The sequence below is a fragment of the Kiritimatiellia bacterium genome, assembly GCA_025054615.1.
Classification (GTDB): domain Bacteria; phylum Verrucomicrobiota; class Kiritimatiellia; order CAIVKH01; family CAIVKH01; genus JANWZO01.
This window is the reverse complement of the sequence record JANWZO010000006.1, coordinates 19,031-42,576: the sequence shown is the minus strand read 5'-3', so window position 1 is coordinate 42,576 and position 23,546 is coordinate 19,031. Positions and strand designations below refer to the sequence as shown.

22 protein-coding genes and 1 tRNA gene are annotated in these 23,546 nt (G+C 63.4%); 16 read left to right on the top strand and 7 right to left on the bottom strand.

Going from position 1 to position 23,546, the window contains the following annotated elements; all coding sequences use genetic code 11:
- The first annotated feature begins 40 nt into the window (after positions 1–40).
- The 3 genes from NZ740_04185 (at position 41) to NZ740_04175 (ending at position 2,633) form a co-directional block, all read left to right on the top strand.
- Positions 41–367 carry a BON domain-containing protein gene (locus tag NZ740_04185; GenBank protein ID MCS6771205.1) on the top strand — a complete coding sequence of 109 codons (327 nt, stop codon included), beginning with the start codon at positions 41–43 and terminating at the stop codon, positions 365–367.
- Positions 327–1,520 carry a tetratricopeptide repeat protein gene (locus NZ740_04180; protein ID MCS6771204.1) on the top strand — a complete coding sequence of 398 codons (1,194 nt, stop codon included), beginning with the start codon at positions 327–329 and terminating at the stop codon, positions 1,518–1,520. The genes NZ740_04185 and NZ740_04180 overlap by 41 nt, the downstream gene beginning before the upstream one ends.
- A gap of 195 nt (positions 1,521–1,715) precedes the next feature.
- Positions 1,716–2,633 (top strand): tetratricopeptide repeat protein, encoded by a 918-nt coding sequence (locus tag NZ740_04175; GenBank protein MCS6771203.1) that lies wholly within the window; start codon positions 1,716–1,718, stop codon positions 2,631–2,633.
- An 87-nt stretch (positions 2,634–2,720) separates the two neighbouring features.
- Here the strand turns inward: NZ740_04175 and tatA are convergent, their stop codons facing one another.
- Positions 2,721–2,945: a twin-arginine translocase TatA/TatE family subunit gene (gene tatA, locus NZ740_04170; protein ID MCS6771202.1), complete on the bottom strand. Its 225-nt coding sequence runs from the start codon at positions 2,943–2,945 to the stop codon at positions 2,721–2,723.
- Between the two features lie 112 nt (positions 2,946–3,057).
- Positions 3,058–3,774, bottom strand: a complete 717-nt coding sequence (locus NZ740_04165; protein ID MCS6771201.1) for an endonuclease III domain-containing protein — start codon at positions 3,772–3,774, stop codon at positions 3,058–3,060.
- A gap of 28 nt (positions 3,775–3,802) precedes the next feature.
- Here NZ740_04165 and era point away from each other — a divergent pair, with 28 nt between their 5' ends.
- From era to NZ740_04120, 9 genes are all read left to right on the top strand, one after another.
- A complete protein-coding gene (era, locus tag NZ740_04160; protein MCS6771200.1) occupies positions 3,803–4,756 on the top strand; it encodes a GTPase Era in 954 nt (317 codons plus the stop codon).
- Positions 4,753–6,288 (top strand): tetratricopeptide repeat protein, encoded by a 1,536-nt coding sequence (locus tag NZ740_04155; GenBank protein MCS6771199.1) that lies wholly within the window; start codon positions 4,753–4,755, stop codon positions 6,286–6,288. Before era ends, NZ740_04155 begins: the two co-directional genes overlap by 4 nt.
- Before the next feature lie 86 nt (positions 6,289–6,374).
- On the top strand, positions 6,375–6,977 hold the full coding sequence (gene ruvA / locus NZ740_04150) for a Holliday junction branch migration protein RuvA (protein MCS6771198.1): 603 nt from the start codon (positions 6,375–6,377) through the stop codon (positions 6,975–6,977).
- Positions 6,978–7,376: 399 nt separating this feature from the next.
- On the top strand, positions 7,377–8,393 hold the full coding sequence (ruvB, locus tag NZ740_04145) for a Holliday junction branch migration DNA helicase RuvB (protein MCS6771197.1): 1,017 nt from the start codon (positions 7,377–7,379) through the stop codon (positions 8,391–8,393).
- A 35-nt stretch (positions 8,394–8,428) separates the two neighbouring features.
- Positions 8,429–9,460, top strand: coding sequence for an ABC transporter permease subunit (locus NZ740_04140; GenBank protein ID MCS6771196.1), 1,032 nt, complete (start codon positions 8,429–8,431; stop codon positions 9,458–9,460).
- Positions 9,457–11,052 carry an ABC transporter permease subunit gene (locus NZ740_04135; GenBank protein ID MCS6771195.1) on the top strand — a complete coding sequence of 532 codons (1,596 nt, stop codon included), beginning with the start codon at positions 9,457–9,459 and terminating at the stop codon, positions 11,050–11,052. Before NZ740_04140 ends, NZ740_04135 begins: the two co-directional genes overlap by 4 nt.
- Positions 11,049–12,107 (top strand): ABC transporter ATP-binding protein, encoded by a 1,059-nt coding sequence (locus NZ740_04130; GenBank protein ID MCS6771194.1) that lies wholly within the window; start codon positions 11,049–11,051, stop codon positions 12,105–12,107. The genes NZ740_04135 and NZ740_04130 overlap by 4 nt, the downstream gene beginning before the upstream one ends.
- On the top strand, positions 12,104–13,090 hold the full coding sequence (locus tag NZ740_04125; GenBank protein ID MCS6771193.1) for an ABC transporter ATP-binding protein: 987 nt from the start codon (positions 12,104–12,106) through the stop codon (positions 13,088–13,090). Before NZ740_04130 ends, NZ740_04125 begins: the two co-directional genes overlap by 4 nt.
- A gap of 3 nt (positions 13,091–13,093) precedes the next feature.
- Positions 13,094–13,579: a CBS domain-containing protein gene (locus NZ740_04120; protein ID MCS6771192.1), complete on the top strand. Its 486-nt coding sequence runs from the start codon at positions 13,094–13,096 to the stop codon at positions 13,577–13,579.
- A gap of 51 nt (positions 13,580–13,630) precedes the next feature.
- Here NZ740_04120 and NZ740_04115 read toward each other — a convergent pair whose 3' ends face one another.
- Complete coding sequence (locus tag NZ740_04115; protein MCS6771191.1) at positions 13,631–15,379, bottom strand: ABC transporter transmembrane domain-containing protein; 1,749 nt, start codon at positions 15,377–15,379, stop codon at positions 13,631–13,633.
- A gap of 5 nt (positions 15,380–15,384) precedes the next feature.
- Complete coding sequence (gene trxB / locus NZ740_04110; protein MCS6771190.1) at positions 15,385–16,308, bottom strand: thioredoxin-disulfide reductase; 924 nt, start codon at positions 16,306–16,308, stop codon at positions 15,385–15,387.
- A gap of 68 nt (positions 16,309–16,376) precedes the next feature.
- Here trxB and NZ740_04105 point away from each other — a divergent pair, with 68 nt between their 5' ends.
- Positions 16,377–16,841, top strand: a complete 465-nt coding sequence (locus NZ740_04105; GenBank protein MCS6771189.1) for a dUTPase — start codon at positions 16,377–16,379, stop codon at positions 16,839–16,841.
- On the opposite strand, the gene serS is transcribed toward NZ740_04105, so the two are convergent.
- From serS to NZ740_04090, 3 genes are all read right to left on the bottom strand, one after another.
- On the bottom strand, positions 16,833–18,107 hold the full coding sequence (gene serS / locus NZ740_04100; protein ID MCS6771188.1) for a serine--tRNA ligase: 1,275 nt from the start codon (positions 18,105–18,107) through the stop codon (positions 16,833–16,835). The two genes, NZ740_04105 and serS, sit on opposite strands and share 9 nt — an antisense overlap.
- A gap of 3 nt (positions 18,108–18,110) precedes the next feature.
- Complete coding sequence (locus tag NZ740_04095; protein ID MCS6771187.1) at positions 18,111–18,725, bottom strand: hypothetical protein; 615 nt, start codon at positions 18,723–18,725, stop codon at positions 18,111–18,113.
- 102 nt (positions 18,726–18,827) lie between these two features.
- Positions 18,828–18,901, bottom strand: a tRNA-Arg gene (locus NZ740_04090).
- 145 nt (positions 18,902–19,046) lie between these two features.
- On the opposite strand from NZ740_04090, the gene NZ740_04085 reads away from it, so the two are divergent.
- The 3 genes from NZ740_04085 to NZ740_04075 are packed head-to-tail and all read left to right on the top strand — an operon-like array spanning position 19,047 to position 23,546.
- Positions 19,047–19,715, top strand: a complete 669-nt coding sequence (locus NZ740_04085; protein ID MCS6771186.1) for an HAD-IA family hydrolase — start codon at positions 19,047–19,049, stop codon at positions 19,713–19,715.
- On the top strand, positions 19,708–21,363 hold the full coding sequence (locus tag NZ740_04080) for a hypothetical protein (GenBank protein MCS6771185.1): 1,656 nt from the start codon (positions 19,708–19,710) through the stop codon (positions 21,361–21,363). Before NZ740_04085 ends, NZ740_04080 begins: the two co-directional genes overlap by 8 nt.
- The gene (locus tag NZ740_04075; GenBank protein MCS6771184.1) at positions 21,360–23,546 is read left to right on the top strand and encodes a hypothetical protein; all 2,187 of its coding nucleotides are present in this window, start codon (positions 21,360–21,362) and stop codon (positions 23,544–23,546) included. Before NZ740_04080 ends, NZ740_04075 begins: the two co-directional genes overlap by 4 nt.

Genomic DNA, 23,546 nt, shown 5'->3' with positions numbered 1-23,546 from the left:
CCGCTGTCCAGTGAGGCTTCAACAGACTGGGATTCGCCGCGTGGCGAAGGGGACGGTTTCTTTCCTTGCCGCGCTCATTGCCGTCGCCTGGCTGGTGGGCGCAGCGGGTTGCGCCACGGTAGAGGAAGCCGGTCGAGCCGTTGACGGCCCGGCAGCAGCGGACAGAGATCTGTCGGCGATGATTCGCCATAGGATCGAGATGGATTCCGGGCTTCGCGGTCAAATGATCGGAATCGATGTGGCGGGCGGGGAGGTCACCGTCCGCGGGAATGTGCGCAATGAAGCCGAGCGGTTGAGGCTGCTCGGGATCATACGCGGGACCCCCGGTGTCGCAGTGGTTCACGACCAGCTCCGCGTCGTGCGGTAACGCCTTCGGTTCGACGCGATTTGCAGCGGCTCTGTGCGCCCTGGCGTTGCTGGGGTGCACGGGCCCCGGAGCCTCCAAAAAGCCGTCGCCGAATGCGGATGCGGATTTACCGCCGCAGGCCGACTTCCACAGCCGTCGATCCGATGACGGCCGCTGGCTCGTCGACGTGCTTTTGCGCGAGTGGCGTTCACCAGTGCTGCCGAGTGAGTTGCTGCGAGAGTTGGATAAGGAGACGGGATCGGACCGATCGATCGAGGAGGCTCTGTTGGCCTCTCTGCCGAGCGCCGGTTTGTGGACCTTCGCGATGTACGGAACATGGGAAGACCTCGCGCGTCGCGTGGATGCGAGGGTACCGGTTGTCGTTCAACTCGCATCGGCATCGGGTCGGCGCCGTATTCGGAGCTTTGCAGTGATCCGCTCTCTGAGCAAAGAAAAGGATTTCGTTGTCGGCGAAGTCGCCGGCAGAAAGCCGTTCAGGTTGGGCGGAGCTGAGTTTCGACGGCGTTGGCACTTATACCGAAACTGGATGCTAGTCGCCTGTCCGCCGGAGAAGGTTGCCTGGCCTTTGAGCGCTTCGGAACGACTTAGCTGGATCCGGTACCATGACGCGATCGGCCGTGAGCAGGTGGCGGACGATCTCGTCCGCGAATGGCTCGCAGAAGGTCTGAAAAACCCGGATGTGCTGTCTGTGCTCGGCAGTCGAAGCATCGCGCGGGGAAATGCCCAGGAGGCGGAACAACTCCTCCGGCGATCGCTCGAGCTCGACGCTCAACAACCCCGCGCTGCCAACAACCTCGCATTCCTCCTCGCGCATGAGCGCCGAAATCTGGATGATGCGCTCAAACTCGCCAAACGGGCCCTCGAATCGGAACCGTCCAACCCCAGATTTTTGCACACCCTTGGTTTTGTCTACGCCCGACGAGAAGACTGGCCCAACGCGGTCCGCGCGCTCGAACAGGCGTGGCAACGCTCCGGGCTGCTCCCCTTGGAGGCTCGAAAGGAAGTCGGGTTATGCCTGATGAGGGCCTACCTCCAATTGGATCGTACCGATGAAGCCCGCACCATCGCCGCCTCGCTCTGTACGGCGGACCCCAATATCGGGTGGCCGCCCGAATTGCAGCGCCAGCTTGACCTACCCTCAAACTGCCATTAGTTCTTCCCCATGGATGCGGGCGGCAAATGGGCGCCGTGGTCGGCGGATTCGATCTCGCCTTCTCGCCGCGCGGCGAATTCTGTCCATGGTGACGAAGGCATAACGATCGGATCGCCCCGTTCGCCCTTACGGCAACGTCGGCGGGGCGAGCACAACGCTCGAAGTTTCGCTTTCAACCGTCTGTTCTGGCTGATCATGTTTGCCTTGGCCTGCGCCTACGCCGCTTTTCTAGGTTATACTCGCTACGCCAAGCCTTTTGCCGTCCAGCCGCCGACTGCGGACAAAAAGCCTGTCGCTGCGCAAAAAGAAGAAGCCCCCCCTTCCGAAGAAGCTTCTGAACCAATCGAATCGAGCATTCATGCCTGGAAGCGTGGTCTGAACCTGGCGCAAGAGGGCGCTGTCCTGGCCGAGATGGGTAAAACCGAACAAGCCCTTGCCAAACTACGGGAGTCCGTCGATGTCGCGCCCGACCTCACCCGCAGCCGCGCCGAGCTCGCGCGCCTGCACGAGCGGGAGCGCAATTTCGCAGAGGCGGAGCGCGAGTGGCGTGCCGTGCTAGCGCGCGACCCTGAAAATCTAACCGCCCGCATCCGGCTCGCCGTGGTCTTTCTGGCTGCGGGCCGGTATGAAGCCGCCCTCGCTACGGCCCAGTGGGCCCTGGAAGCCGATCCCTATGCGCAGGAAGCCCTCGATGTCGCCGCCTCGGCGCTAGCTGGCCTGCGCCGCCACCGAGAGGCGCTGGATTATCTCCGCCGCCTCGCCGCGATTGACCGCGAAAATGCGGCGGTAAAAATTCGCATGGGGCTTTCGTTTGCCGCCCTCGGCGACCTGAAGAATGCCGAGGCCTCGTTCTACGATGTGCTGAGGTCCGACCCGGCGAATTCTGTTGCCGCCTACAACCTGGCCGTAATCTGCGCGCGCAGAGGTGACGCCGCTGGGGCGGTGGACCTCCTCAGAGAGGCTGCGCAGCGCCACGGTTCGCCGTTTGTTCTCGCATGGACGCGAAGCGCAGATTTCGACCCCATTCGGAACGACCCTGCATTTGAGGCCTTTGCCAACGCTCCGGCACAAGAGCCGGAATCCAATCCGTCCTCCGCCACGACCACCCCGTGACGGCGCGAGCACTGGTGCGCGATGGGGAAAATTGCCCGTTCCGTGACGGCCGTGCGTGCGGCCGCGATCATGCGTCGTCGCCGAACTTCAGGCGCTGCGCGACGCGTCGTCAGAGGACGAACGGGATTTTTGCGCTTCCTCCGGTTTCGCCCCTTCCTCGCGGCCCTTTTTGAATTCACCGATGCTTTTGCCGAGCGCCCGGGCAAGGTCCGGGATCTTCTTAGACCCGAACAGCAGAATCAGCACGATCAGAATCAACAGCAATTGGGTCATGCCGATGTTCTGAACGAATTGCGCGAGCGGCAGCATCATCTTCAGCTCTCCCACATTCATGCTCGTCAAAGGCCACAATCCGTCTTTTCGCCGCCCAACGCAAGCCCCAAACGCATTTCGAAGCGGACCTCGGCGGGGTCGCGGCGGTTGCCTATCGCGCCAGTCGATGGATGGATCGCTCTGCCGTTTCCTCGAACGAAGGCCCCGGCAGCCATCTGCGTAGCGGACAGTCGGCGCACCGTGGCCTCGCGCGGCAGAAGGTTTTTCCAAGGGCGACAATTAGTGCGTGGTACTCATTGTATAGCGCAGGATCTTTCGGGAGATTGGCCTCAAAAAGCGCAGCCGTTTGCTCATACGAGGCCTTCTGCGGGAGCCACCCATGCCGAGACAGAAAACGGCGCGTGTATGCGTCCACCACAAAAATCGGATGTCCGGCAGCATAGAGCAGGATGCTGTCCGCCGTTTCCGGGCCGATCCCTTTCACCCCTAGAAGCTCGGCGCGCAGGCGGTCCGGAGGTTCGCGGAGCATCCGGCGCACCGACCCGTCATATCGGTCTACGAGCCATGTCGTGAATGCACGCAGCCGCCGAGCCTTCACGTTAAAATATCCCGCCGGCCGGATCCACTCGGCCACCCTCTCCAGCGGCGCCTCATGGAGCCGTTTCGGATCCAGCGCGCCGGCCGCACGCAGCCGAGCAATGGCCTTCTCCACATTGGACCAGGCAGTGTTCTGGGTTAGAATGGCGCCGACCATCATTTCAAATTTCGTTCGGGCGGGCCACCAGCGCTGCGGGCCGAAATGCCGCAATAACGCATCGAAAACCTCCATCAAGGGAGCGCCGCGCCGGGGGGTTGGCGACTGTTGCATGTTGCACTATCCTCTCGCCGCCAGTCCAATGACCGACGAACCGACTTCATTAGACAACGCTGCGAACGCGCCGGCAACCCCCACCACGCGCGCTGGCGTAGTCGCGCTGATCGGCCGCGCCAACGTCGGCAAATCGTCGTTGCTCAATGCGATTCTTGGAGAAAAAGTCAGCATCGTGTCGCCGGTCGCGCAAACCACCCGCAACATCGTTCGGGGTATTCTCACCGATCCGCGCGGCCAGCTCGTCTTTCATGACACGCCCGGCATCCATAAGGCGGTCGGCCCCCTCGGTCGCGTGATGAACCGGCTCGCCCGAAGCGCCGCCGAGGGAGCGGATGTCGCGCTGCTTGTCCTCGACGCCCACGCCCCGCCTCGCGAGGAGGACCTTGGCTGGATGAAGAAGCTCCACAAGGAAACCCTCCCCATCGTCGCGGCGCTCAACAAAATGGACCTCGGCGGCCGCTATGCCGGTGAGCTGCGCGCGTCGTGGGCCGCCGCCAAACCGTTCGATGCCGTGGAGAGGCCCTCGCCGATCTGGGTCGAGGTCTCCGCCGTCACCGGACAGGGACTCGATGAACTGGTCGCTACGCTGTTCCGCTCCGTGCCGGAGGGGCCCTTGCTGTTTCCCGAGGACATCTTGACCGACTATCCGAGAAAGCTCGCCATCGCCGACATCATCCGCGAGAAACTCTTCGCAGAGCTGCGCGATGAGCTGCCGCATGCCGTCGCCGTCTGGGTTGAAGAGCTGGACGACAGCTCGGACCCCTGGCGTGTCCGCGCGCTGATTTATGTGAGAAAGAATTCCCAGAAGGGCATTGTGATCGGCGAAAAAGGTCGTCTGCTGCGCAAAGTGCGACGCGCGGCGGAGACCGAGTTGCAGGCGATCTATGATCACCCCGTTTCCCTCGACCTGTGGGTCAAGGTTGAACCGAAGTGGGACCAGAATTACTGGCTCCTCAAACAATTCGGGTATGTCAAATGACGCCCGCGCGGGCACGGTTCGCCGCCGGCCTCGTTGCGGTGGTTGCCTTCGCGGCCTACGCGTCCGGCCTTTTTCACGGCTTTGTTTATGACGATCATGGCGCCCTTGTCGAAAATCGGTTCTGGGATTCGCCGGATGCCTGGCGCCAAACACTGACGCTGCGCACGATGTTCGACCCGCGCGTGCTCGACGGCCAGCGGCCGACGCTGCTTCTGTCGATCCTTTTGGACCGTGCGCTCGGCGCCCGCGAAGCGTGGCGCTATCGCCTGACCAACCTCATCGTCCATGCCGCGTCGGCGGCCCTGCTTTTTGCCTGGCTACGCGGCGTCCTCCATCGTCAGGGCGACGCGCGCGCGGACGCGCGGGCCTTTGCGGCCGCGCTGCTTTTCGCCGTACATCCTCTCGCCTCCGAGGGTGTGCAATCGCCCGCGTTCCGAGAGGACGCCCTCGCGCTATTCGGAATGCTCGCTGCGCTAGCGTCGGGCGGCATCCGCCAAGCCGGGATCCGTGTCGCGCTCCAGATGGCGTCGCTGGTCTTTGCGCTGGGCGCCAAGGAGAGCGCGGCCGCGCTGCCGTTCCTCGCCGCGCTGGTGTGGTGGCTATTTCCGTCGGAAAGGCCGAGTCGCGGACGGATGGCGGCTGAGTTTGCCGTCGCGCTCGCGCTAGCTGCGGCGTGGTTCGCGACGGCCTACGCCTACCGCCCCGCGCAGGCGACGGGGACCGAATGGAACGGCCTGTCGCTTCGTTGGCCGCAAAATCTCCTCACGGCGCCAGATCTGTTTCTTCGCTACCTCGGCCTGATGGCAGTCCCGTGGCCGCTTTGCGTCGACCGGGTCATCGAGCCGGTCGCCGCGATCATGTCCCCGCGATTTCTTATGGCCGTCGGCGTCGCGGTCGCTTGGGCCAGCGCAGCCGTAGCGATGCGTCGACGGGTCCCGCTGGCAGCGCTTGGGATGGGTTGGATCGCCCTGCAGTTCGGGCCGGTCTCGAACCTCGTGCCGCTCTTCAACCCGTTTGCCGAGCGGTATGCCTACGCGATGATCCCTGGTTTCGCGATGCTGGCGGCTTCTCTGCCTCTGAGCCGGTCGTGGGTCCGCGTGGGGCTGACGCTACTTGCTGTGACCTTCTTGGCCCTGCTCCAGCTCCGACTGCAGGACTGGCGAGATGACGAAACTCTCTGGCGCGCGACCCTGCGCGTCGAACCGCGCAGCGCTCGCGCGCACACCTGGCTCGGATTGGCCGCGCTCGAGCGCGGCGACCTGGAGTCGGCCGCCCTCTGGTTTGCGCGGGCGGATCTGCTCAACCCGCAGGACGTCACCGCACTGATCAACCTTGCCATTCTCGACGGACGCCGAGGCGACCTCGACTCCGCCTCGGCGCGGCTGGAAGAGGCGGTGCGCCGCCGGCCCGGCAAGTCGGAAGCCTGGGCAAATCTGGCAGTGGTCCGCGAATTGCAGGGTCGCCCGGCGGCAGCCCAGCAGGCGCGCGAACGGGCACAGGCGCTAGACCTTCTTCGCCGCTACGCGCCATGACTCGGCTCAATCGCTGCGCCCTCCACGGCCGGGCGGCGCGAGTTGCGGCTTCCCACCGCCCGCTGTTCGTGGTTTGATCGCCCCCGATGATTTCATTCCTGCAAGGCGTCCTCGAGGAAAAGCAGCCGGGCCGAATCGTGGTCAACGTCGGCGGGGTCGGCTACGAGGCGTGGATTCCGCTCTCCAGCTACGATCGGCTACCGCCCGAGGGCGCCTCGTGCAAGGTCCTCACCGTGCTGCACATCCGCGAGGACGCGCACGAGCTTTACGCCTTCGCCGCCGAGGAGGAGCGTCGGATTTTCCGGCTGCTGTGCACGGTGGCAGGGGTCGGCCCCAAAACGGCGCTCGGCGTGCTCGGCGGCCTGTCCGTGCGCGAGATCAAGGCGGCGATCGCCGAGCAGGACGTCCGCCGACTCGCTTCCGTCAAAGGGATCGGGCGCAAGACGGCGGAAAAAATCATCGTGGAACTCAAAGACAAGCTGACCGAAGGGGAAATGCTCGAGGCCGTGTCCGGCGCGGCCACGCCCTCTGCGGAGGACCTGCGCGCCCGCGACGCGGTGCTCGCCCTTGTATCCCTCGGCTACAAGCAGGCCGAGGCGCTCGCCATGGTTCGGGCCGCGCTGTCGGAGTCGGGGCCCGCCGCGACGGTCGAGGACCTCGTCCGTAAGGCGCTCTCGCGCGCGAGCTGACCCGAACGGCCCGCCGCGCGGCGCGTCGCCGGCGGCGATTTGCCGGGCCTTCCGAAAAGATGCGTTGATGATCGCCCCTCCATTCCGAAACGAGGCCCGGAAATTTTCCATCGTATGGAAAATCGCCGGAGAAAATTTCCATGCCATGGAAAATCGCTGAAAAAATTTTCCATGCCATGGAAAAACTCGCGCGAAAATTTCCATGCGATGGAAAAATTTTCGCGGAAATTTCCATGCCATGGAAAAATTTCGGGAAGAATTTCCATGGAATGGAAAAATCGGCGCCGGCCGGCAGGCCGACGGACTCGCCGCGCGCTTGAGGAGCAGCGGAAACCGATGAAGGGCCGCAAAAACGGTGTCCAAACGGGGCGGTCCGTGTAGAATCCGCGGGCTGAACGTATGGCGGATCGCTTCATCACCAACACGCTGAACCGCGCGGACACGGAGTTTGACGTCTCGCTGCGGCCCTCGAAGTTTTCGGATTTCATTGGGCAGGCGAAGGTGAGGGAGCGGCTGGAGCTGTTTGTGGCGGCCGCGCGCGGGCGGGGCGACGTACTGGACCACATTCTGCTCTTCGGGCCGCCGGGGCTGGGGAAGACGACGCTCGCCTTCATCATCGGTGAGGCGATGGGCGTGAACGTCAAGGCGACGTCCGGCCCGGTGATCACGAAGGCCGGCGAGCTGGCGGGCCTGCTAACAAATCTGCAGAAGGGGGACATCCTCTTCATCGACGAGATTCACCGGCTGCCAAAGGCGGTGGAGGAATATCTCTACTCGGCGATGGAGGATTATGTGCTGGATATCGTGATTGACCAGGGCCCGAACGCGCGGTCGGTCCGCCTGACGCTGCCGAAATTCACGCTGGTCGGCGCGACGACGCGCAGCGGGCTGATCTCCGCGCCGCTCCGCTCCCGATTTGGGCTGGCGAACCGGCTCGATTACTACACGCCGGAGGAGCTGATGCAGATCGTGACGCGGTCGGCGCGGATCCTGAACGTGGACATCGATGAGGCCGGCGCGCGGGAAATCGCGCAGCGGGCGCGCGGGACTCCGCGAATCGCGAACAATCTGCTGCGATGGGTTCGCGATTATGCTCAGGTCCGCGCCGGGAACCGGATCACGCGCGAGGTGGCGGACCAGGCGCTGTCGATGCTCGACATCGACGAGCACGGTCTCGACGAGATGGACAAACGGATTCTGGAGACGATCGTCCACAAGTTCGGCGGAGGGCCCGTGGGCGTGAATTCGCTGGCCGTCTCGGTGGGCGAAGAGGCGGGCACGATTGAGGAGGTATACGAGCCGTATTTGATCCAGGAGGGCTATTTGAAGCGGACGCCGCAAGGTCGGGTGGCCACCGATCTCTGCTACAAGAAATTTGGACTTCCTCCGCGCGCGAGGCAGCCGGAGCTTTTCTAGGCAGTGCGTCAGCGGGCTGCGCGGCGAGTCGGCACATGGACCGTTTGAGTTATTTGATTCGGCGACTGATCCTGGTGGTTCCGACATTCGTCGGGATCACGTTTGTGTGTTTTGCCCTCTGCCAGTTCGTGCCGGGTGGGCCGGTCGAGCAGGCGATCATCCGAATGCGGGGGTTGGACGGCGCGAGGGGGGCGAGCGGCGCGGCAGCGATCAGCCCCGAACACCGCCGCGCGATCGAGGCGCATTTCGGTTTCGACAAGCCGATCCTGCAGCGGTACTGGAAGTGGCTCTGGACCGACCGAATGGGTCTGGCCGTCGAATCGTACAAATATCCGAACAAAACCGTTTGGCAGTTGATCCTTGAGCGGTTTCCGGTTTCGCTGATCTTTGGCGTCACGGGGTTCGTTCTCACGTATCTGGTTTGCATCCCGCTCGGGATCGCGAAGGCCATGCGGCACGGCAGCGGGTTTGACCTGGTGTCGAGCGTGGTGGTGTTTGTCGGCTATGCGATTCCGGCGTTCGCGTTCGGCATGTTGCTGAAAAGTCTTTTTGCGGGCACGACGGATTTTGCGTTCGACTGGTTTCCCGCGGGCGGGTTCCACTCGATGCATTTCCACACGCTCGATGGGTGGGGGAAAGTCCTGGACATCGCGCGCCACATGTTCCTGCCGGTGCTGTGCTACGTGATCGGAAATTTTGCGGTGTTGACGCTACTGATGAAGAATTCGCTGCTCGAACAAATCAGTCAGGATTACGTGCGTACGGTCCTGGCCAAAGGCGGCAGTTTCCGGCGCGCGGTCTGGCGGCACGCACTGCGCAACGCGCTGATTCCAATTGCGACGGGCTTCGGCAGTGTGTTGACGCTGATGTTCGCGGGGTCTGTCCTGATTGAGCGCGTATTTGAAATTCCCGGAATGGGGCTGCTGAGTCTCGAGGCGATCATCAGCCGCGATTACATGCTGTTCATGGGGATCCTGAGTCTGACGTCCGTCTTGGGTCTGGTGGGCCGCGTGCTGTCGGATTTCTGTTATGTGTTGATCGACCCGCGGATCCATTTCCACGCATGAGCCCGCTGGCGCGATTGCATCCGATCACGCGGCGGCGGATCCGCCGTTTTTGGGAGATGCGGCGGGCGCGCTGGTCCCTGATCCTGCTCGCGGGGGCCTATGGGCTGAGCCTGGCGGCGGAGCTGTTTTGCAATTCAAACCCGTTGTATTTGCGGTTTGAGGGACGTCACTTTTTCCCCGTTTTTCGTTTCTACACCGAGCGGGCGCTTCTCGGCGAGGGCCCTGACACGCGGGTGGATTACAAATTGTTTGTGCGCTCCGAGCGATTCGCGGGCAACCCGTCGAACCGCGTGATCTGGGCATGGCACCCCTACGGCCCGTATGAAATCGTGCGGCCCGAACGAATCCAACTTCCGGACCGGGTTGTGCTCCGGGTCGCGCCGCGGGCGCGCGTCGGCAGCGTAAACGTCGCACCGGACGGCATGGTGACCCGGGGGACGTCCGCCGGCTACTTCTTCGGCGGGGAGGATGGGGCCGAGGAAGGCCAGCGGCTTGCGGACTGGTGGGTGGTTCCGGAGGCGGTCCTGAAGGCGATGGAGAGGCGTTTTGCGAACCAGCCGGATGCCGCGATTTCGGCGCCCGCGCGGCGCAAGGACGGACTTGAGTGCGAAATCTCGATGCCCGCGTACACACCTCGCGCGACGCCGCCGCGGACCGTCCGCCTGACCTTTCGCGAGGAGCCCTCGCGCCGCAGCGAGGTGCGCTGGGCGTTGACCCGGGAGCTGGCGCCCGAATCTGGAGAATGGCCGCCGATCTGGCGATCGATCGGGGAGTCCGATCGTGCGCGGATTTTGGATCTTGCGGAGAGGCGCTTTTCGGGTCCGGTGGATCCGCTGGAGATCTCGATCGAAGGGCGACCCTATGCGGCGAGGGCGGAGCGCGAGGATATCCGATTTCCATTTCGCCCGGTTGCGGGGCATCCGCTTGGGCTGGACAGCGCGGGGCGCGACCTCCTCGCGCGGCTGATCTATGGATTCCGGATCTCGATGACCTTCTCCATGTTGCTGGTGGCCGCTTCGATGGCCGTGGGGACTCTGGTGGGTGCGCTGCAGGGATACCGGGGCGGGGTCACGGATCTGGTGGGACAGCGGCTCGTCGAAATCTGGGATTCGTTGCCGTTTTTGTACATTTTGATCCTGATGGGGTCTATCTACGGCCGGAGTTTCGAGCTACTGCTGTTCTGTTACGCGCTCTTCAATTGGATTGGGATTTCCTACTACATGCGGGCGGAGTTTCTGCGCTTGCGCCACTGGCCGTTCGTCGAAGCGGCAAGGGCCCAGGGACTGCCCGCGTGGCGCATCATGTTCCGGCACATCCTTCCGAACGCGCTGGTTCCCCTCGTCACCTTTTTCCCCTTCTCGCTGGTCAGCGCGATTGGGACGCTGGCCGCTTTGGATTTCCTCGGCTTCGGATTGCCGCCTCCCACGCCTAGTTGGGGTGAGGCGCTGTCCCAGGCGCAGGAATATCCGTGGGCATGGTGGCTGACGCTCTATCCCTCTTTGGCCCTCTTTGTCGTCATGCTTCTTGGCGTTTTCATCGGGGAAGGCGTGCGGCAGGCGTTTGATCCCAAGCCCTATTCGAGGCTCGAATGAGGGATCATGCCCATCCAGAGAGTGGACCCGCCGAGGCGCCGCTCCCTGCCGGCCCGCCGCACGCTGCCTCGCCAAGTCGCGAGCCCTTGCTCCGCGTCCGAGATTTAGTGGTCGAATTTGATACGGATGCCGGACCGCTTCGCGCGGTGGATGGCGTGTCGTTTGACATTTACCCCGGCGAGACCGTGGGTCTGGTAGGCGAATCGGGGTGCGGCAAGACGGTGACGGCGCTGTCGTTGTTGCGGCTGCTTCCATCACCGCCGGCGCGGATTCAGGGCGGCGGCGCGGTGTTTGAGGGGCGCGACCTGCTCCGCCTGCCCATCCGCGAGCTCCGTTCATTGCGCGGCAAGCGAATTGGCTTCATTTTCCAGGATCCGATGACGGCGCTTTCCCCGCTGCGGCGGGTGGGCGACCAGTTGATGGAGGTGGTCCTGCTGCATGAGCCGATATCCAAGCCGGAGGCGCGCGCTCTTGCGCGGGAATGGCTCGCCCGCGTGGGCATCCCCGACCCCGACCAGCGGATGCGCGCGTGGCCGCACGAATTGTCGGGCGGCATGCGCCAGCGCGTGATGATTGCGATGGCCTTGATGCTGCACCCGAGCCTGGTAATTGCCGACGAGCCGACGACGGCGCTAGACGTCACCATACAGGCGCAAATCTTTGACCTGATGCGGGCCCTGAAGGACAGACAGACGGCTATTCTTTTGATCACGCACGATCTCGGGATCGTGTGGGATATGTGCGACCGCGCGATCGTGATGTATGCGGGGCGAATTGCGGAGGTGGGGCCCGTCCGCTCGCTTTTCGCGCAGCCGAGGCACCCCTACACGGCGGGCTTGCTTCGTTCGCTCCCGCGCGGGACGAGCCGCGGCGGCCGGCTTCAAGCGATTCCGGGGCAGGTTCCCCCATTGAGCGAGTATGCGTCAGGCTGCCGATTTGCGGATCGCTGTCCCCACGCCATGCCCCGATGCCGGGCCGCCCCTCCGCTGCTGACGCCGGTGGGAGAGGGCCACGCGGCAGCCTGTGTCCTCGTTTCGGAGGGTCGGCTGCCGTGAGCGCGCCCTTGCTGGAGGTCCGGGGGTTGACCACGTGGTATCCGATCCGCCGCGGCGTGTGGTCGAGGACGGTCGGCTTCATTCAGGCGCTGACCGACGTCGATCTCGTGATTCGGGAGGGGGAGACGCTGGCGGTGGTCGGCGAGTCCGGCTGCGGCAAAACGACGCTTGGCCGGACGATCGCCGGGCTGGAAATTCCGAGAGCGGGTGAGATGTTCTGGCGCGGGACGCCGCTGCCCGCCGGGATCCGGGAGCCGGTCCTGCAGCGCAAGATCCAGATGGTTTTTCAAGACCCCGCTGCGTCGCTCAATCCCCGGTTGCCGATTGTCGATCTGTTGACAGAGGCGCTGGCCCATCATGGCCTTCTGGAGACATCGCGCGAGGAGACCGCGCGCAAGCTGCTGGAGGACGTGGGGATGGACGCCAGCGCGCTGCACCGGTACCCCTTTGAGTTCTCCGGCGGGCAGCGGCAACGCATCAGCATCGCAAGGGCGCTGGCACTGAAGCCGGAGCTGGTCATCTGCGACGAGCCGGTCAGTGCGCTCGACGTGTCGGTGCAGGCGCAAGTGCTTAACTTGCTGATTGACCTGAGAGAGCGCTACCGACTTTCGTACCTGTTCATCACGCACGACATCAACGTTGTGCGTTTTCTGGCGGATCGCATCGCGGTCATGTACCTCGGCCGGATCGTCGAGGAGGGGCCGGCCGAGGCGGTTCTCGAGCAACCAGCACATCCCTACACGCGCTCGCTCATTTCGGCCGTTCCGGTGCCCGGTCGGGAGAGACGAGAGCGTTTGGCGCTTCGCGGCGAGACGCCTTCGCCGGCGAATCCGCCGGGGGGCTGTGCCTTCCACCCGCGTTGTCCGCTCGCGATGGACCGCTGCCCCCGTGAGCGGCCGGTCCTGTCGGTCGTCAGCAGGATGCCGCAAAAGGTGAGTTGCCACCTATATGGCGGAGCGTTATCATCTGCGCAGGAGAATTGATCCATGGGCAAAGTGCCGACTGTTCGGGATTTTATGGTCACCAATTTGGTGACCTTGCGGCCCAGGATGCCGATCCGGGAGGCCATCGACATCCTTTTGAAGCACCGCATTTCCGGCGCGCCTGTAGTGGACGACAACGGAAAACTGATCGGCACGCTCTCGGAAAAAGACTGTTTGCGAGTTTTCGCGAATGCGGCGTTTTACCATTCGGACCCGGGCGACGTTGAGGACTATATGAACACCAACGTGGTCACCATCAGCCCGGATGCGGATATCTTTCACGCCGCTCAAGTTTTTCTCAACAACACCTTTCGGCGGCTCCCGGTTTTGGAAAACGGTCGCCTGGTGGGGCAGATCAGCCGGCGCGACGTGTTGAACGCGAGCCGCAAAATGGCCGATGCGCCGCCGTTCCCCCCGCCGTTTACCGACGCGAAATATCTGACCGACGAGGTCAAGGCCGCCCTCGCCGACAAGCCGCCGCCTCATTAGGCTGCCGCTCCGCTGTCCGACCCCGCGAGGGCGCCGAGTGCCGGCTCCTGTTCACGAATCGCGGGCGGCGGCCATATTGAACTGCATGTCATAGAGCCGCCGGTATAGTCCTCCGGCCGCGATCAGTTCGGCATGGGTTCCCCGTTCCGCGATGCGGCCCTGCTCCAGCACAAGGATCAGGTCGGCATGCTGGATGGTCGAGAGCCGATGGGCGATGGCGAACACGGTGCGACCGGACATCAGGCGATCGAGCGCCGCTTGCACGAGTCGCTCGCTTTCCGTGTCCAGCGCGCTCGTCGCTTCATCGAGGATCAAAACCGGCGCGTCGCGCAGCAGGGCCCGGGCGATCGCGAGGCGCTGGCGCTGGCCGCCCGACAATCGGCTGCCCCTGTCTCCGATGACCGTGTCGTATCCCTCCGGCAGCTCCAAAATGAATTCATGCGCGTGCGCGCGCCGGGCCGCGTCCTCGATCTGCGCGCGCGAGGCGGAAGGCGATCCGTAGGCGATGTTGTTGGCCACGCTATCGTTGAAGAGAACCGTTTCCTGGGTGACGAGGCTGATGTGCCGGCGTAGAGACTCGAGCGTGAACTCGCGGATGTCCGTTCCGTTGATGGTGATGCGGCCGCCGGTCACGTCGTAGAAGCGAGGCAACAGGCTCACGAGCGTCGTTTTGCCGGAACCGGAGGCGCCGACCAGCGCGATACATGCGCCGCGCCGCGCCTCAAATTCGATGTCCTGCAGCACGAGTTTGTCGCCGTAGGCAAAACTGACGCGCTCGAAAGCGATTCGTTCGATCGGCTCCGCAAGCGGGCGGGCGCCCGGCTTTTCTCGGACGAGGACCGGCTGGTCCAGCAGCTCGAAAATGCGGTCGGCCGCCGCCGAGCTCTGCTGGATGTTCAAATGAATCCGGCTGAGTTTTTTGACCGGCTCATACATTGCGACCAGTGCGGCGCCGAACGTGAAGAACTCCTCGAATCGCATCTCGCGCCATCGCGCATACAGGAGGATCAGGCCGAACCCGACGAGCGAGATCAGCACAATGATCGGTTCGATCGCCGCACGCGCGCGCGTCACGCGCATGGCCCGCGAAAAGACGCCGCGGCTACGCTCGACAAATCGCGCAATTTCCCGCTGCTCCATGCCGAACGCCTTGACGATTCGCGCGCCCGCAATCGTCTCCTCGAGGATGGAAACGAGGTCCGCCATGCGCTCTTGGCCTTCCCGCGACGCCCGGCGTACGCGGCGCCCGAACAGCGCGACCGGAAGGATGCAGATCGGAAACAACGCGAGGCTGATCACCGCCAATTTCCAGTCCAGCCACAGCAAAAATCCGACCAGTCCGAGAAAGGTGAAAGGCTGTCGCGCGAGGTCGGCGAGCACGGTTGACACGGCGCGCTCGACCATCTGCGTGTCGTTGGTCGTTCGCGAGATCAGGTCGCCCGCGCGGTTTGCGCCGTAGAAGGCGATCGAAAGCTCCTGAAGCCGGGCAAACATCGCAGCCCGCAGGTCGAACACGACGCGATTGCCCACCCATTCCAGCAAATAGGTGCTCGCGTAGAATCCCAGCCCGCGGGCAAGCCCGATCATCGGCAGCGATACGGCTACGGCGAAAGCCGCCGCGAGAGAGTATTCATCGGGATTGAAAACGCGGGCGAGCGTGTTCTTCAGCGCCACGAGCAGCGCGGTGGTGGATCCGCCAAACACCACGCCAAAAAAACCGCCGGCCACAATGCGGAACCAGTACGGCCGTGCAAACGCCAGCAGACGCCGATACGTCGCCCATTCGCGGCCGGTCGTCATCGGCTTCAATGGCCGAGGGCCTCCAGGTAGCGCTCGGCCTCCAGGGCGGCCATGCAGCCGGAGCCCGCGGCCGTAACGGCCTGCCGATAGACGGGGTCCTGCACGTCTCCCGCAGCGAACACGCCCGGGATGTTGGTCCGAGTATTCCGCGTGATCAGATAGCCGCGCTCATCCATCTCCAACTGGCCGCGGAAGGGCGCCGTGTTCGGCGTGTGGCCAATCGCGACGAACAGCGCTTTGACGTCCAGATCGGAGGTCTCGCCCGTCACGACATTTTTCAATCGGAGGCCGGTGACTTCATTCCGCGAGACGTCGTACACGTCCTCGATTACGGTATTGAAGATCGGCTTGATCTTCGGGTTGGACAGCGCGCGCTGGGCCATGATCTTCGACGCGCGAAACTGGTCGCGGCGATGGATCAGGTAAACGATGGAGGCAAATCGCGTCAGGAACGTCGATTCCTCCATGGCCGAGTCGCCGCCGCCTACCACGGCGACGGGGACGTTCTTGTAGAAAGCGCCGTCGCAGGTGGCGCACGAGGTGACGCCGCGCCCAATCAGTTTCTGTTCGTTGGGCAGGCCGAGATACTTGGCGCTCGCGCCGGTGGCGATGATTAGAGTTTTTGTTTCCAGAGTGGATCCGTCATCGAGTGTCACGCGTAACGGCGAGCCGGTCAGCTCGGCGCGCTCCACCACGTTGAAGCGAAAGCGCGCGCCGAAGCGCTCGGCTTGGGCGCGCATGCGGTTCATCAGGTCCGGGCCGAGGATGCCGTCGGGGAATCCCGGAAAATTTTCGACCTCGGTCGTCGTCGTCAATTGCCCGCCCGGTTGGAGGCCGTCAATGACCAGCGGGTTCAGGTTGGCCCGCGCCGCATAAATCGCCGCGGTCAGGCCCGCCGCGCCAGTGCCCAAAATGATCAGATTTTCCATCGCTGATTCCTCACGTTTGTTGTGTAGCAGATTCAAGGCGCGATGCCAGACCTCAATTGACGGCCCGCATGGGCGGCCCTATTCTGCGCCCCGTGGTGGAAGAAGGAGAGCGTGCAATGGCGGACCCCGACATGTTGCGTGAGATGTTCCGGCTGCAGGAGGCGCTCAACGCGCGAATCGGCGTCCGCCCCGTGGGCGAAATGACGCCGGAGGAGCAACAGCAATGGGTGCTGAACTACTGCCGCGCGATGTCGCAGGAAATCGCTGAATTGACGGACAGCATCCCGTGGAAATGGTGGGCCCGCTACCAGAAATTTGACCTTCAGAACGCGCGCGTTGAGGTGGTCGATCTGTTTCATTTCCTGATCTCAACCGCGCAGGTCCTTGGCATGACCGCGGATGACGTCTTCGCATATTACAAGGACAAAAACAGAATCAATCTGAACCGCCAGGAGACAGGCTACGCCGTCAAGGATGAATCGGACAACCGCGCAGTCGGTCTGCCGTCCAATCCGGATACCGCGTCAGGCTGACGGTTCGAGGCGCGTCATGCCGCCCATGTACGGCGCGAGGGCAGGGGGCAGTTCCACCGCGCCGTCGGCCTGTTGCCCGTTCTCCAGCAGCGCGACGACAAGCCGTGCGAGGGCGACCCCGGAACCATTCAGCGTGTGCACATGCAAGGGCTTCCCGTCGGGGCCGCGGTAACGAATCCCCGCCCGCCGCGCCTGGAAATCCTCGAAATTGCTGCACGAGGACACCTCCAGCCAGGCGCCCTGACCCGGGGCCCAGATTTCGATGTCGTAACACTTCGCCGCGGCGAAGCTCAGATCGCCAGCGCAGAGTTGGACCACGCGGTAAGGAATGCCGAGTCGCTGGAGAACGGCCTCTGCATGGCCGACCAGCTTCTCTAGTTCATCATACGAAGAGGCTGGTTCGCAGAATCGCACCAACTCGACCTTGTCGAACTGGTGAACGCGGATGAGTCCCTTCGTCTCGCGGCCTGCCGAGCCGGCCTCGCGGCGAAAACATGGCGTGTACGCGCAAAACCCAATCGGCAGCGGACGCTCGAGAATTTCCTCGCGGAAATAATTCGTGACAGGCACCTCGGCCGTGGGAATCAGCCAGAGGCCGTCGGCCGGGATCGAATACATGTCATCCTTCATCTTCGGCAGTTGGCCGGTGCCCGTCATCGACGCGGTGTTCACGAGAAACGGCGGCGACATCTCGATGTAGCCGTGTTCTCTGGTATGAAGGTCGAGCATGAATTGGATGAGCGCGCGCTCCAGCCTTGCCCCGGCGCCCAGATAGAGCGGAAATCCAGCTCCGGTCATGCGCGCCGCTCGCTCGAAGTCGAAAATCCCCAGCCGGTCACCCAACTCGACGTGATTTCTCGGCGGGAAATCGAATGATCGTGGCTCGCCCCATGTGCGTACGACTTTGTTTTCGGATGAATCGGCCCCGTCGGGTACGCTCGAGTGGGGCAGATTCGGCACCGTCAACCAGAGCGCTTCGAGTCGCGACTCGACGTCTCGAACCTGCTGGTCGAGCCGGGCAATCTGGTCGCCCAGCTCCCGCATCTCGGTCTTGACCGCTTCGATGTCCTCGCCCCGCTGCTTGCGGAGGCCAATCTCTTTGGACACCGTGTTGCGGCGATTTTTGAGGGCCTCAACCTCTGTGAGAAGTCGCCGGCGTTCCCGGTCGAGCTCGAGAATGGCATCCAGGTCCACTGTCGCGCGCTTGCGCGCCAAACCGGCGCGGAGAGCGGCTTCATCGTCTCGCAGGCGTTTGAGGTCGAGCACGAGCTACTCCTCCGAAAATTCGCGGAACATGTTGTAGGGGTTGTCGGGATCCAGCGGGATGCCCATGTCTCGAGCTTTCTCCTGCAGCTCTAACAGCCAAGGCGGATCCAGGTTCCGGCCGATCTCATCAAGCTCTTCAAGCGTCGAGTAATACGTCATCGCGCTTTCCGGATTGGGGCTGTATTCCATGCCCATTAGCGAACAGATCCCGCGGATCACCTGGCGCTCCAGTCGGCGGCCGATTCGCTCCTCGTCGGGATTGTCCTTCAACAGCTCGCGGACATTCACTACCACCACGCGCAAATCCGGTCGATAAATACCGTGATTGGTCGAATCGGGTTCACCACGGTACAGGACAACGGCGCCCACGGCGTCTTCGGGCAGTTTTCTCGCGGCCAGCTCGGCGACCTCGTGGAGGGATGCCGTGGGCGAGGAAATATCCAGGGATCCCGCATATGGAACGGGGATCGCGAGGTTTTCCTCCGCCCATCGACGCGCGCGCTCGACCAGAGCGGGATCCACATCGCCCGCCGCCATCACGCTGGCTGGCTGAGCAGCGTGAGACAGCGCTACCAGGGCACACCATGCGGCAACCACAACCAAACCAAATCGCATCATCCAGAACTCCTTCGCCTTGAGCATCTTCGATTTGTGCATCTAAATCTTTGGACGCCGCGCAGTGTACGCAAAGGCTCTTCGGGATCAAGCAGGCCGGCGACGCGCCCCCGGCAGGATTCGAACCTGCGACCGCCGGATTAGAAATCCGATGCTCTGTCCAACTGAGCTACGGGGGCATTTGGTTCATGCAGCATAGCGGAGTCCGTTCGAGTTGCAACAGACGGCTGAGCGGAAAACCGAATCCCGAATCTACCAGTAGCGGGTGGCCCGCCAGATGTGGGATTGCGCAAGCCGGACCGTTCGGGCGAAGATTATTTGCCGATGTCGATTTCAGGAATCATTTTCGACATGGACGGCGTCCTCTGCCTGTCGGAGCCGTTCATCGCGGAGGCGGCCTGTCGAATGTTTCTCGAAACCTACGGTATTCGCGTCCAGCCGGAAGAATTCGAGCCTTTCGTCGGAGCTGGGGAGGACCGCTATCTGGCCGGGGTGGCGGAGCAGCGCGGCATCCGGCTCATGCTGCCGCGGGACAAGATTCGAACGTATGAGTTGTACCTGGAGGTGATCCGAGGCCGGTTGCAACCGGTCCCAGGTTTGCATGAATTCCTAAACGAGGCGCGGTCGAAGGGGCATCGATTGGCGATCGCCACAAGCGCCGATGAAGTCAAGCTCGATGGCAATTTGCGCGAACTCGGGCTGCGCCGCGGCGATTTTGATGCGATCATTACCGGCGACCGCGTGCAGCGCAAGAAACCCGCTCCGGACATCTTTTTGGCGGCGGCCGCGGCGCTGGGCCTCGAACCAAGCTCGTGTCTCGTTGTCGAAGACGCGGTTCTGGGGGTTCGTGCAGCCCGAGAGGCAGGCGCGCGCTGCCTAGGCCTGTCGACTAGCTTCTCCGGCGCCGAGCTGACAAAGGCGGGCGCGGACTGGACCGCGCCCGATTTTGAAACCCTTCCAGCCGATCTGTACAAGGCATTGTCCCATGAGTGACCGCAGATACCTCCTTGACCTCGTCCACCATAACCCCGGCGAGCCTCCCCTCCAGACACGGTTTACCGACCCATCGTATCTCGCCGCACTGGGCTACAACGGGCAGGTGCTCAAGCACCTGAACGCGTCGGTGGCCCTAGACCCCTTTCCGGCCGACGCAGCCGAGGCGGATTGGCTTGCCCAAGCGCAGTCGGCCCGAGACGCCGAAATCTCCGCGGCGCGACGAGCGGGCCTGTCGGTGTATTACCACGTCGACCTCTTTCTGCTGCCGAAGCGCGTGGTCGAGGCGCGTCGTGGCGAGATTTGCGACGAGAAGGGCCGGATCGACCTGACAAAACCGGCCACGCTTGAACTCCACCGCACGCTGTTCGACGCGATGTTCGCTCGCTTCCCCGACGTGAACGGGCTCGTGATCCGTGTGGGCGAGTGTTATCTATTCGATACGCCGCACCACGCTGGGAATACGGCGGTGCCGCTGCATGATCCCCAAATTGGGCGCGAGGAGCAGATCGCGCGGTTCCGGAAGCTTGTTGCGTTTTTGCGGGACGAAATATGCGTGCGCCGGGGAAAACAACTGATCTACCGGACCTGGGATTATTTCGGCGACCGGTTTCATGCCGACCCGACGTTCTATCTCGCGGTGACTGATTCCATCGAGCCGCATCCGAACCTTGTGTTTTCGATCAAACACACGGCGGGCGACTTTTTCCGAGGATGCGTGCCGAACGCCTGCATCGGGATCGGTCGCCATCCTCAAATCGTGGAGGTGCAATGCCAGCGCGAATACGAGGGGAAAGGCGCTTTCCCCAACTATGTCATCCGCGGCGTGGTGGATGGGTTCACGGAGGTGCCGAATCCCAAAGGGCTTCGCGAATGGGTTCGATCTCCACAGTTTTGCGGGCTGTGGACCTGGTCGCGCGGAGGCGGGTGGTTCGGGCCGTATTTGAAGCACGAATTTTGGCCCGAGCTCAATGTGCGCGCGCTGCTGGAGTGGTATCGCAACCCGGCGGAGGGCGAAGCCGCCGCGTTTGAACGGGTGTGCGCTGAGCGGTTCGGCATGAAAGAAGCCGATCGAAAAGCCTTCCGCGAACTTTGTCGTCTTGCGGAAGAGGCGGTTTGGCTCGGGCGCTCCATCCCGGCCCTTGCCCGCCTGCGGAAATTTACGGAGGCGGATTGCGGCCGCTTGTGGATGCGCGATGACCGGCTAGGCGGCATTGAAAGACTCAAGACCGCTTTCGAGGAGCTGGAGAACGCCGGCATGCTGGACGACGCGGTGGACGAGAAACGACGGGCCGCGGCGCTGTTCCAGCAGGTCGCCAAAATGAGCGCCGGAATTTCCTGTGCGAATGCTTTTGATACGGACGCCTTGCGCGCGTCGGCCGTTTACGGGGCTAGGCTGTTCGAGGCAATCGCAATCGGATGGGACATCATGGTCCGGCGTTGGCGCGCGGCCCGCGGCAAGCCGGTTCGCGTGGGCGATGAGGACGTTGCAGCATTCCAGGCCGCATGGCGCCGGTATGAGGAGGTGGCCAAGGAGCATCCGTTGTCCGCTTCGCTGTACATCCCCAAAGGCTGGGCATGGCCGGGGCAGCCGCCCTCACCCGGCATGATGGATTCTGTCCTCAGTGCGCTGGTCGAGAAACCATGATCTCAAAGCTGTACGTTGAAGTTTCGCATTATGAGGGCGCGGAGCTTCAGAAGCGCCTGCGGGCCCTTCGATCCGGCGACTCGGGCCCGGAGTTCCGGATCGATCAAGGCTGGGCCGGTCGCTGGATCGAGGACCCGAAAGGGCGCCTGGAGGTCGAGTTCCGGTCCGAATGCGGAGCAGCGGCTGCTGCAACCGGTGTCGCGTGGGAGTGGGAAGGGTGGTCGAGCGAAGTCTATGTCCTGATGCCCGCGGGAGCCTATGCGGGCAACCGCTTCCGGTCGATCCGCGTTCCCTATTCGCCTCGCGTCCCTGAAGAACTTGTGCGGGGAGTCGACACACCGGAACTGATCACCGACGTTCCCCGCTTGTCTCTTGAGCCTGGTCCTTCCCGCATCCAACTGAAGAGCGGCGATCTCGCGTTTCCAGGTTTTGGATGGTTCGAATCGCGGTCACGTCGTGGTTGGTTTGTGTTGGCGGCCAACCCTGCAGAGGCAGCCGATTGGCTGTGGGAAATCGAGGAATCGGATGATCGCCGCCGCGCGGTTTTTCGGCTCGCCAGCCCCGGCATTCGCCAGAGTCCGGTGTACCGGCTGCCGATGATGTGCGCCGATTCACCGGATTGCGCAGTTCCGTGGCGGGAGGGGGAATCGCGCACCCTGCGGCTCCAGGTGTTCGAATGGCATTGCGATGACCTAGCGCAATTTTTCGGCCGCGTCGCGGCGTGCCGCGCCAGCCTTTCCGGCGATGGGACCGTCCCGGCCGTTTTGCCATTTAGCGCCGCCTTCCGGCTCATTGAGGAACACTACAACCGGGACTGTTGGCGTGAGGCCTTCGGTTTTTACGCGACGGATTGCAATCCCGGATCGCATTACGCGTTCCAGACCGGCTGGTGCGGGGGCATGATCGCGACCCTGCCGCTCTGGATGATGGGGTTGCCCGAGACGGCGGCCCGCGCGCGAAAAACCGTTGAGACCTTTTTTCGGAATGCGCCCCGGCCCTGCGGCCTTTTCTGGGGGAAGTGCACCCGCGAGGGCGTGTGGACCGCGGATTTTACACACGACAAAGCCCGGCCCTATACCCACTCCTGGACGCTCACCCGTCGACAGGCGGACGCGCTGTGGTATCTGCTGAAGCACCTCGAGTGGTTAGAGACGGAAGATCCCGCTTTTCGAGCGCCGCCAGACTGGGATCGCGCGCTGCGGGCGGCGACGGACGTATTCGTGCGCCTATGGCGGAAAAACCGGCAATTTGGCCAATTCCTTCATCAGGAGACCGGCGAGATCTTGGTCGGCGGCTCCACATCCGGCGCGCTGGTCCCGGCCGCGCTCGCCGCTGCCTGGCGCCGATTCCGTGAGGAGGAATACCTTCGCGTGGCACGCGAGTCTGGCAGGGCATTCGCGGATCATCTGCTGCGTGCCGGCTACACCAATGGCGGGCCGGGCGATGCGCTTCAAAATCCCGACAGCGAGTCGTGCGCCGCCCTCGTCGAGAGCTTCGCCGAGCTTCTCGCCGCAGATGGCGATCCTGCCTGGGTCGAGGCGGGCCGTTGTGCCGCCGCGCTGCTCTCGACGTGGGTGATGCCGTATGATTTCCCGTTTCCCGAGGGGACCGAATTCGCCCGCCTGAACATCCGCTCGAGGGGCAGTGTGTTTGCCAACACGCAGAACAAGCACTCCGCGCCGGGAATTTGCACCCACGCGGGCGTCGGTCTGCTGCATCTGTTTCGGGCCACCGGTGACGTCCGGTGGATGGACTTGTTGCGCGATATCGCGCGGTTCCTCCCGCAGGTGGTGTCCCGGCCGGGTTGCGAGATTCGCGCGAAAGACGGGCGCGTCCTGCCGTCCGGCTGGATCAATGAGCGCGTCAATACAAGTGACTGGGACGATAATATTGGGGGCGTGTTCCACGGTTCGACGTGGAGCGAGGTCGCACTGCTCCTGACGGTCGCCGAACTGCCAGGTGTCTATGCGCGGCCGGACATCGGGCGGGTGTGGTGCCTGGACCATGTCGAAGCCGAGATCGCCGGCGATTCGCTGATTCTCAAAAACCCGACCGGGCACGATGCCGAGGTCCGGGTGCTCGTGGAATCTCGTCCATCGAAGCTTCTGGCGCGGGCGGACCTCTGGCGTTTGCCCCGCACGCGAGTTCCCGCTGGCGGCGAGGCGCGCGTGCCGCTCAGCTAG

Bases quoted from the DNA above. Each gene is read 5' to 3' on its own strand.
- NZ740_04175 (MCS6771203.1), top strand. From the start codon at position 1,716: ATGTTTGCCTTGGCCTGCGCCTACGCCGCTTTTCTAGGTTATACTCGC.
- tatA (MCS6771202.1), bottom strand. From the start codon at position 2,945: ATGATGCTGCCGCTCGCGCAATTCGTTCAGAACATCGGCATGACCCAA.
- NZ740_04165 (MCS6771201.1), bottom strand. From the start codon at position 3,774: ATGCAACAGTCGCCAACCCCCCGGCGCGGCGCTCCCTTGATGGAGGTT.
- era (MCS6771200.1), top strand. From the start codon at position 3,803: ATGACCGACGAACCGACTTCATTAGACAACGCTGCGAACGCGCCGGCA.
- NZ740_04155 (MCS6771199.1), top strand. From the start codon at position 4,753: ATGACGCCCGCGCGGGCACGGTTCGCCGCCGGCCTCGTTGCGGTGGTT.
- ruvA (MCS6771198.1), top strand. From the start codon at position 6,375: ATGATTTCATTCCTGCAAGGCGTCCTCGAGGAAAAGCAGCCGGGCCGA.
- ruvB (MCS6771197.1), top strand. From the start codon at position 7,377: ATGGCGGATCGCTTCATCACCAACACGCTGAACCGCGCGGACACGGAG.
- NZ740_04140 (MCS6771196.1), top strand. From the start codon at position 8,429: ATGGACCGTTTGAGTTATTTGATTCGGCGACTGATCCTGGTGGTTCCG.
- NZ740_04135 (MCS6771195.1), top strand. From the start codon at position 9,457: ATGAGCCCGCTGGCGCGATTGCATCCGATCACGCGGCGGCGGATCCGC.
- NZ740_04130 (MCS6771194.1), top strand. From the start codon at position 11,049: ATGAGGGATCATGCCCATCCAGAGAGTGGACCCGCCGAGGCGCCGCTC.
- NZ740_04120 (MCS6771192.1), top strand. From the start codon at position 13,094: ATGGGCAAAGTGCCGACTGTTCGGGATTTTATGGTCACCAATTTGGTG.
- NZ740_04115 (MCS6771191.1), bottom strand. From the start codon at position 15,379: ATGACGACCGGCCGCGAATGGGCGACGTATCGGCGTCTGCTGGCGTTT.
- trxB (MCS6771190.1), bottom strand. From the start codon at position 16,308: ATGGAAAATCTGATCATTTTGGGCACTGGCGCGGCGGGCCTGACCGCG.
- NZ740_04105 (MCS6771189.1), top strand. From the start codon at position 16,377: ATGGGCGGCCCTATTCTGCGCCCCGTGGTGGAAGAAGGAGAGCGTGCA.
- NZ740_04095 (MCS6771187.1), bottom strand. From the start codon at position 18,725: ATGATGCGATTTGGTTTGGTTGTGGTTGCCGCATGGTGTGCCCTGGTA.
- NZ740_04085 (MCS6771186.1), top strand. From the start codon at position 19,047: ATGTCGATTTCAGGAATCATTTTCGACATGGACGGCGTCCTCTGCCTG.
- NZ740_04080 (MCS6771185.1), top strand. From the start codon at position 19,708: ATGAGTGACCGCAGATACCTCCTTGACCTCGTCCACCATAACCCCGGC.
- NZ740_04075 (MCS6771184.1), top strand. From the start codon at position 21,360: ATGATCTCAAAGCTGTACGTTGAAGTTTCGCATTATGAGGGCGCGGAG.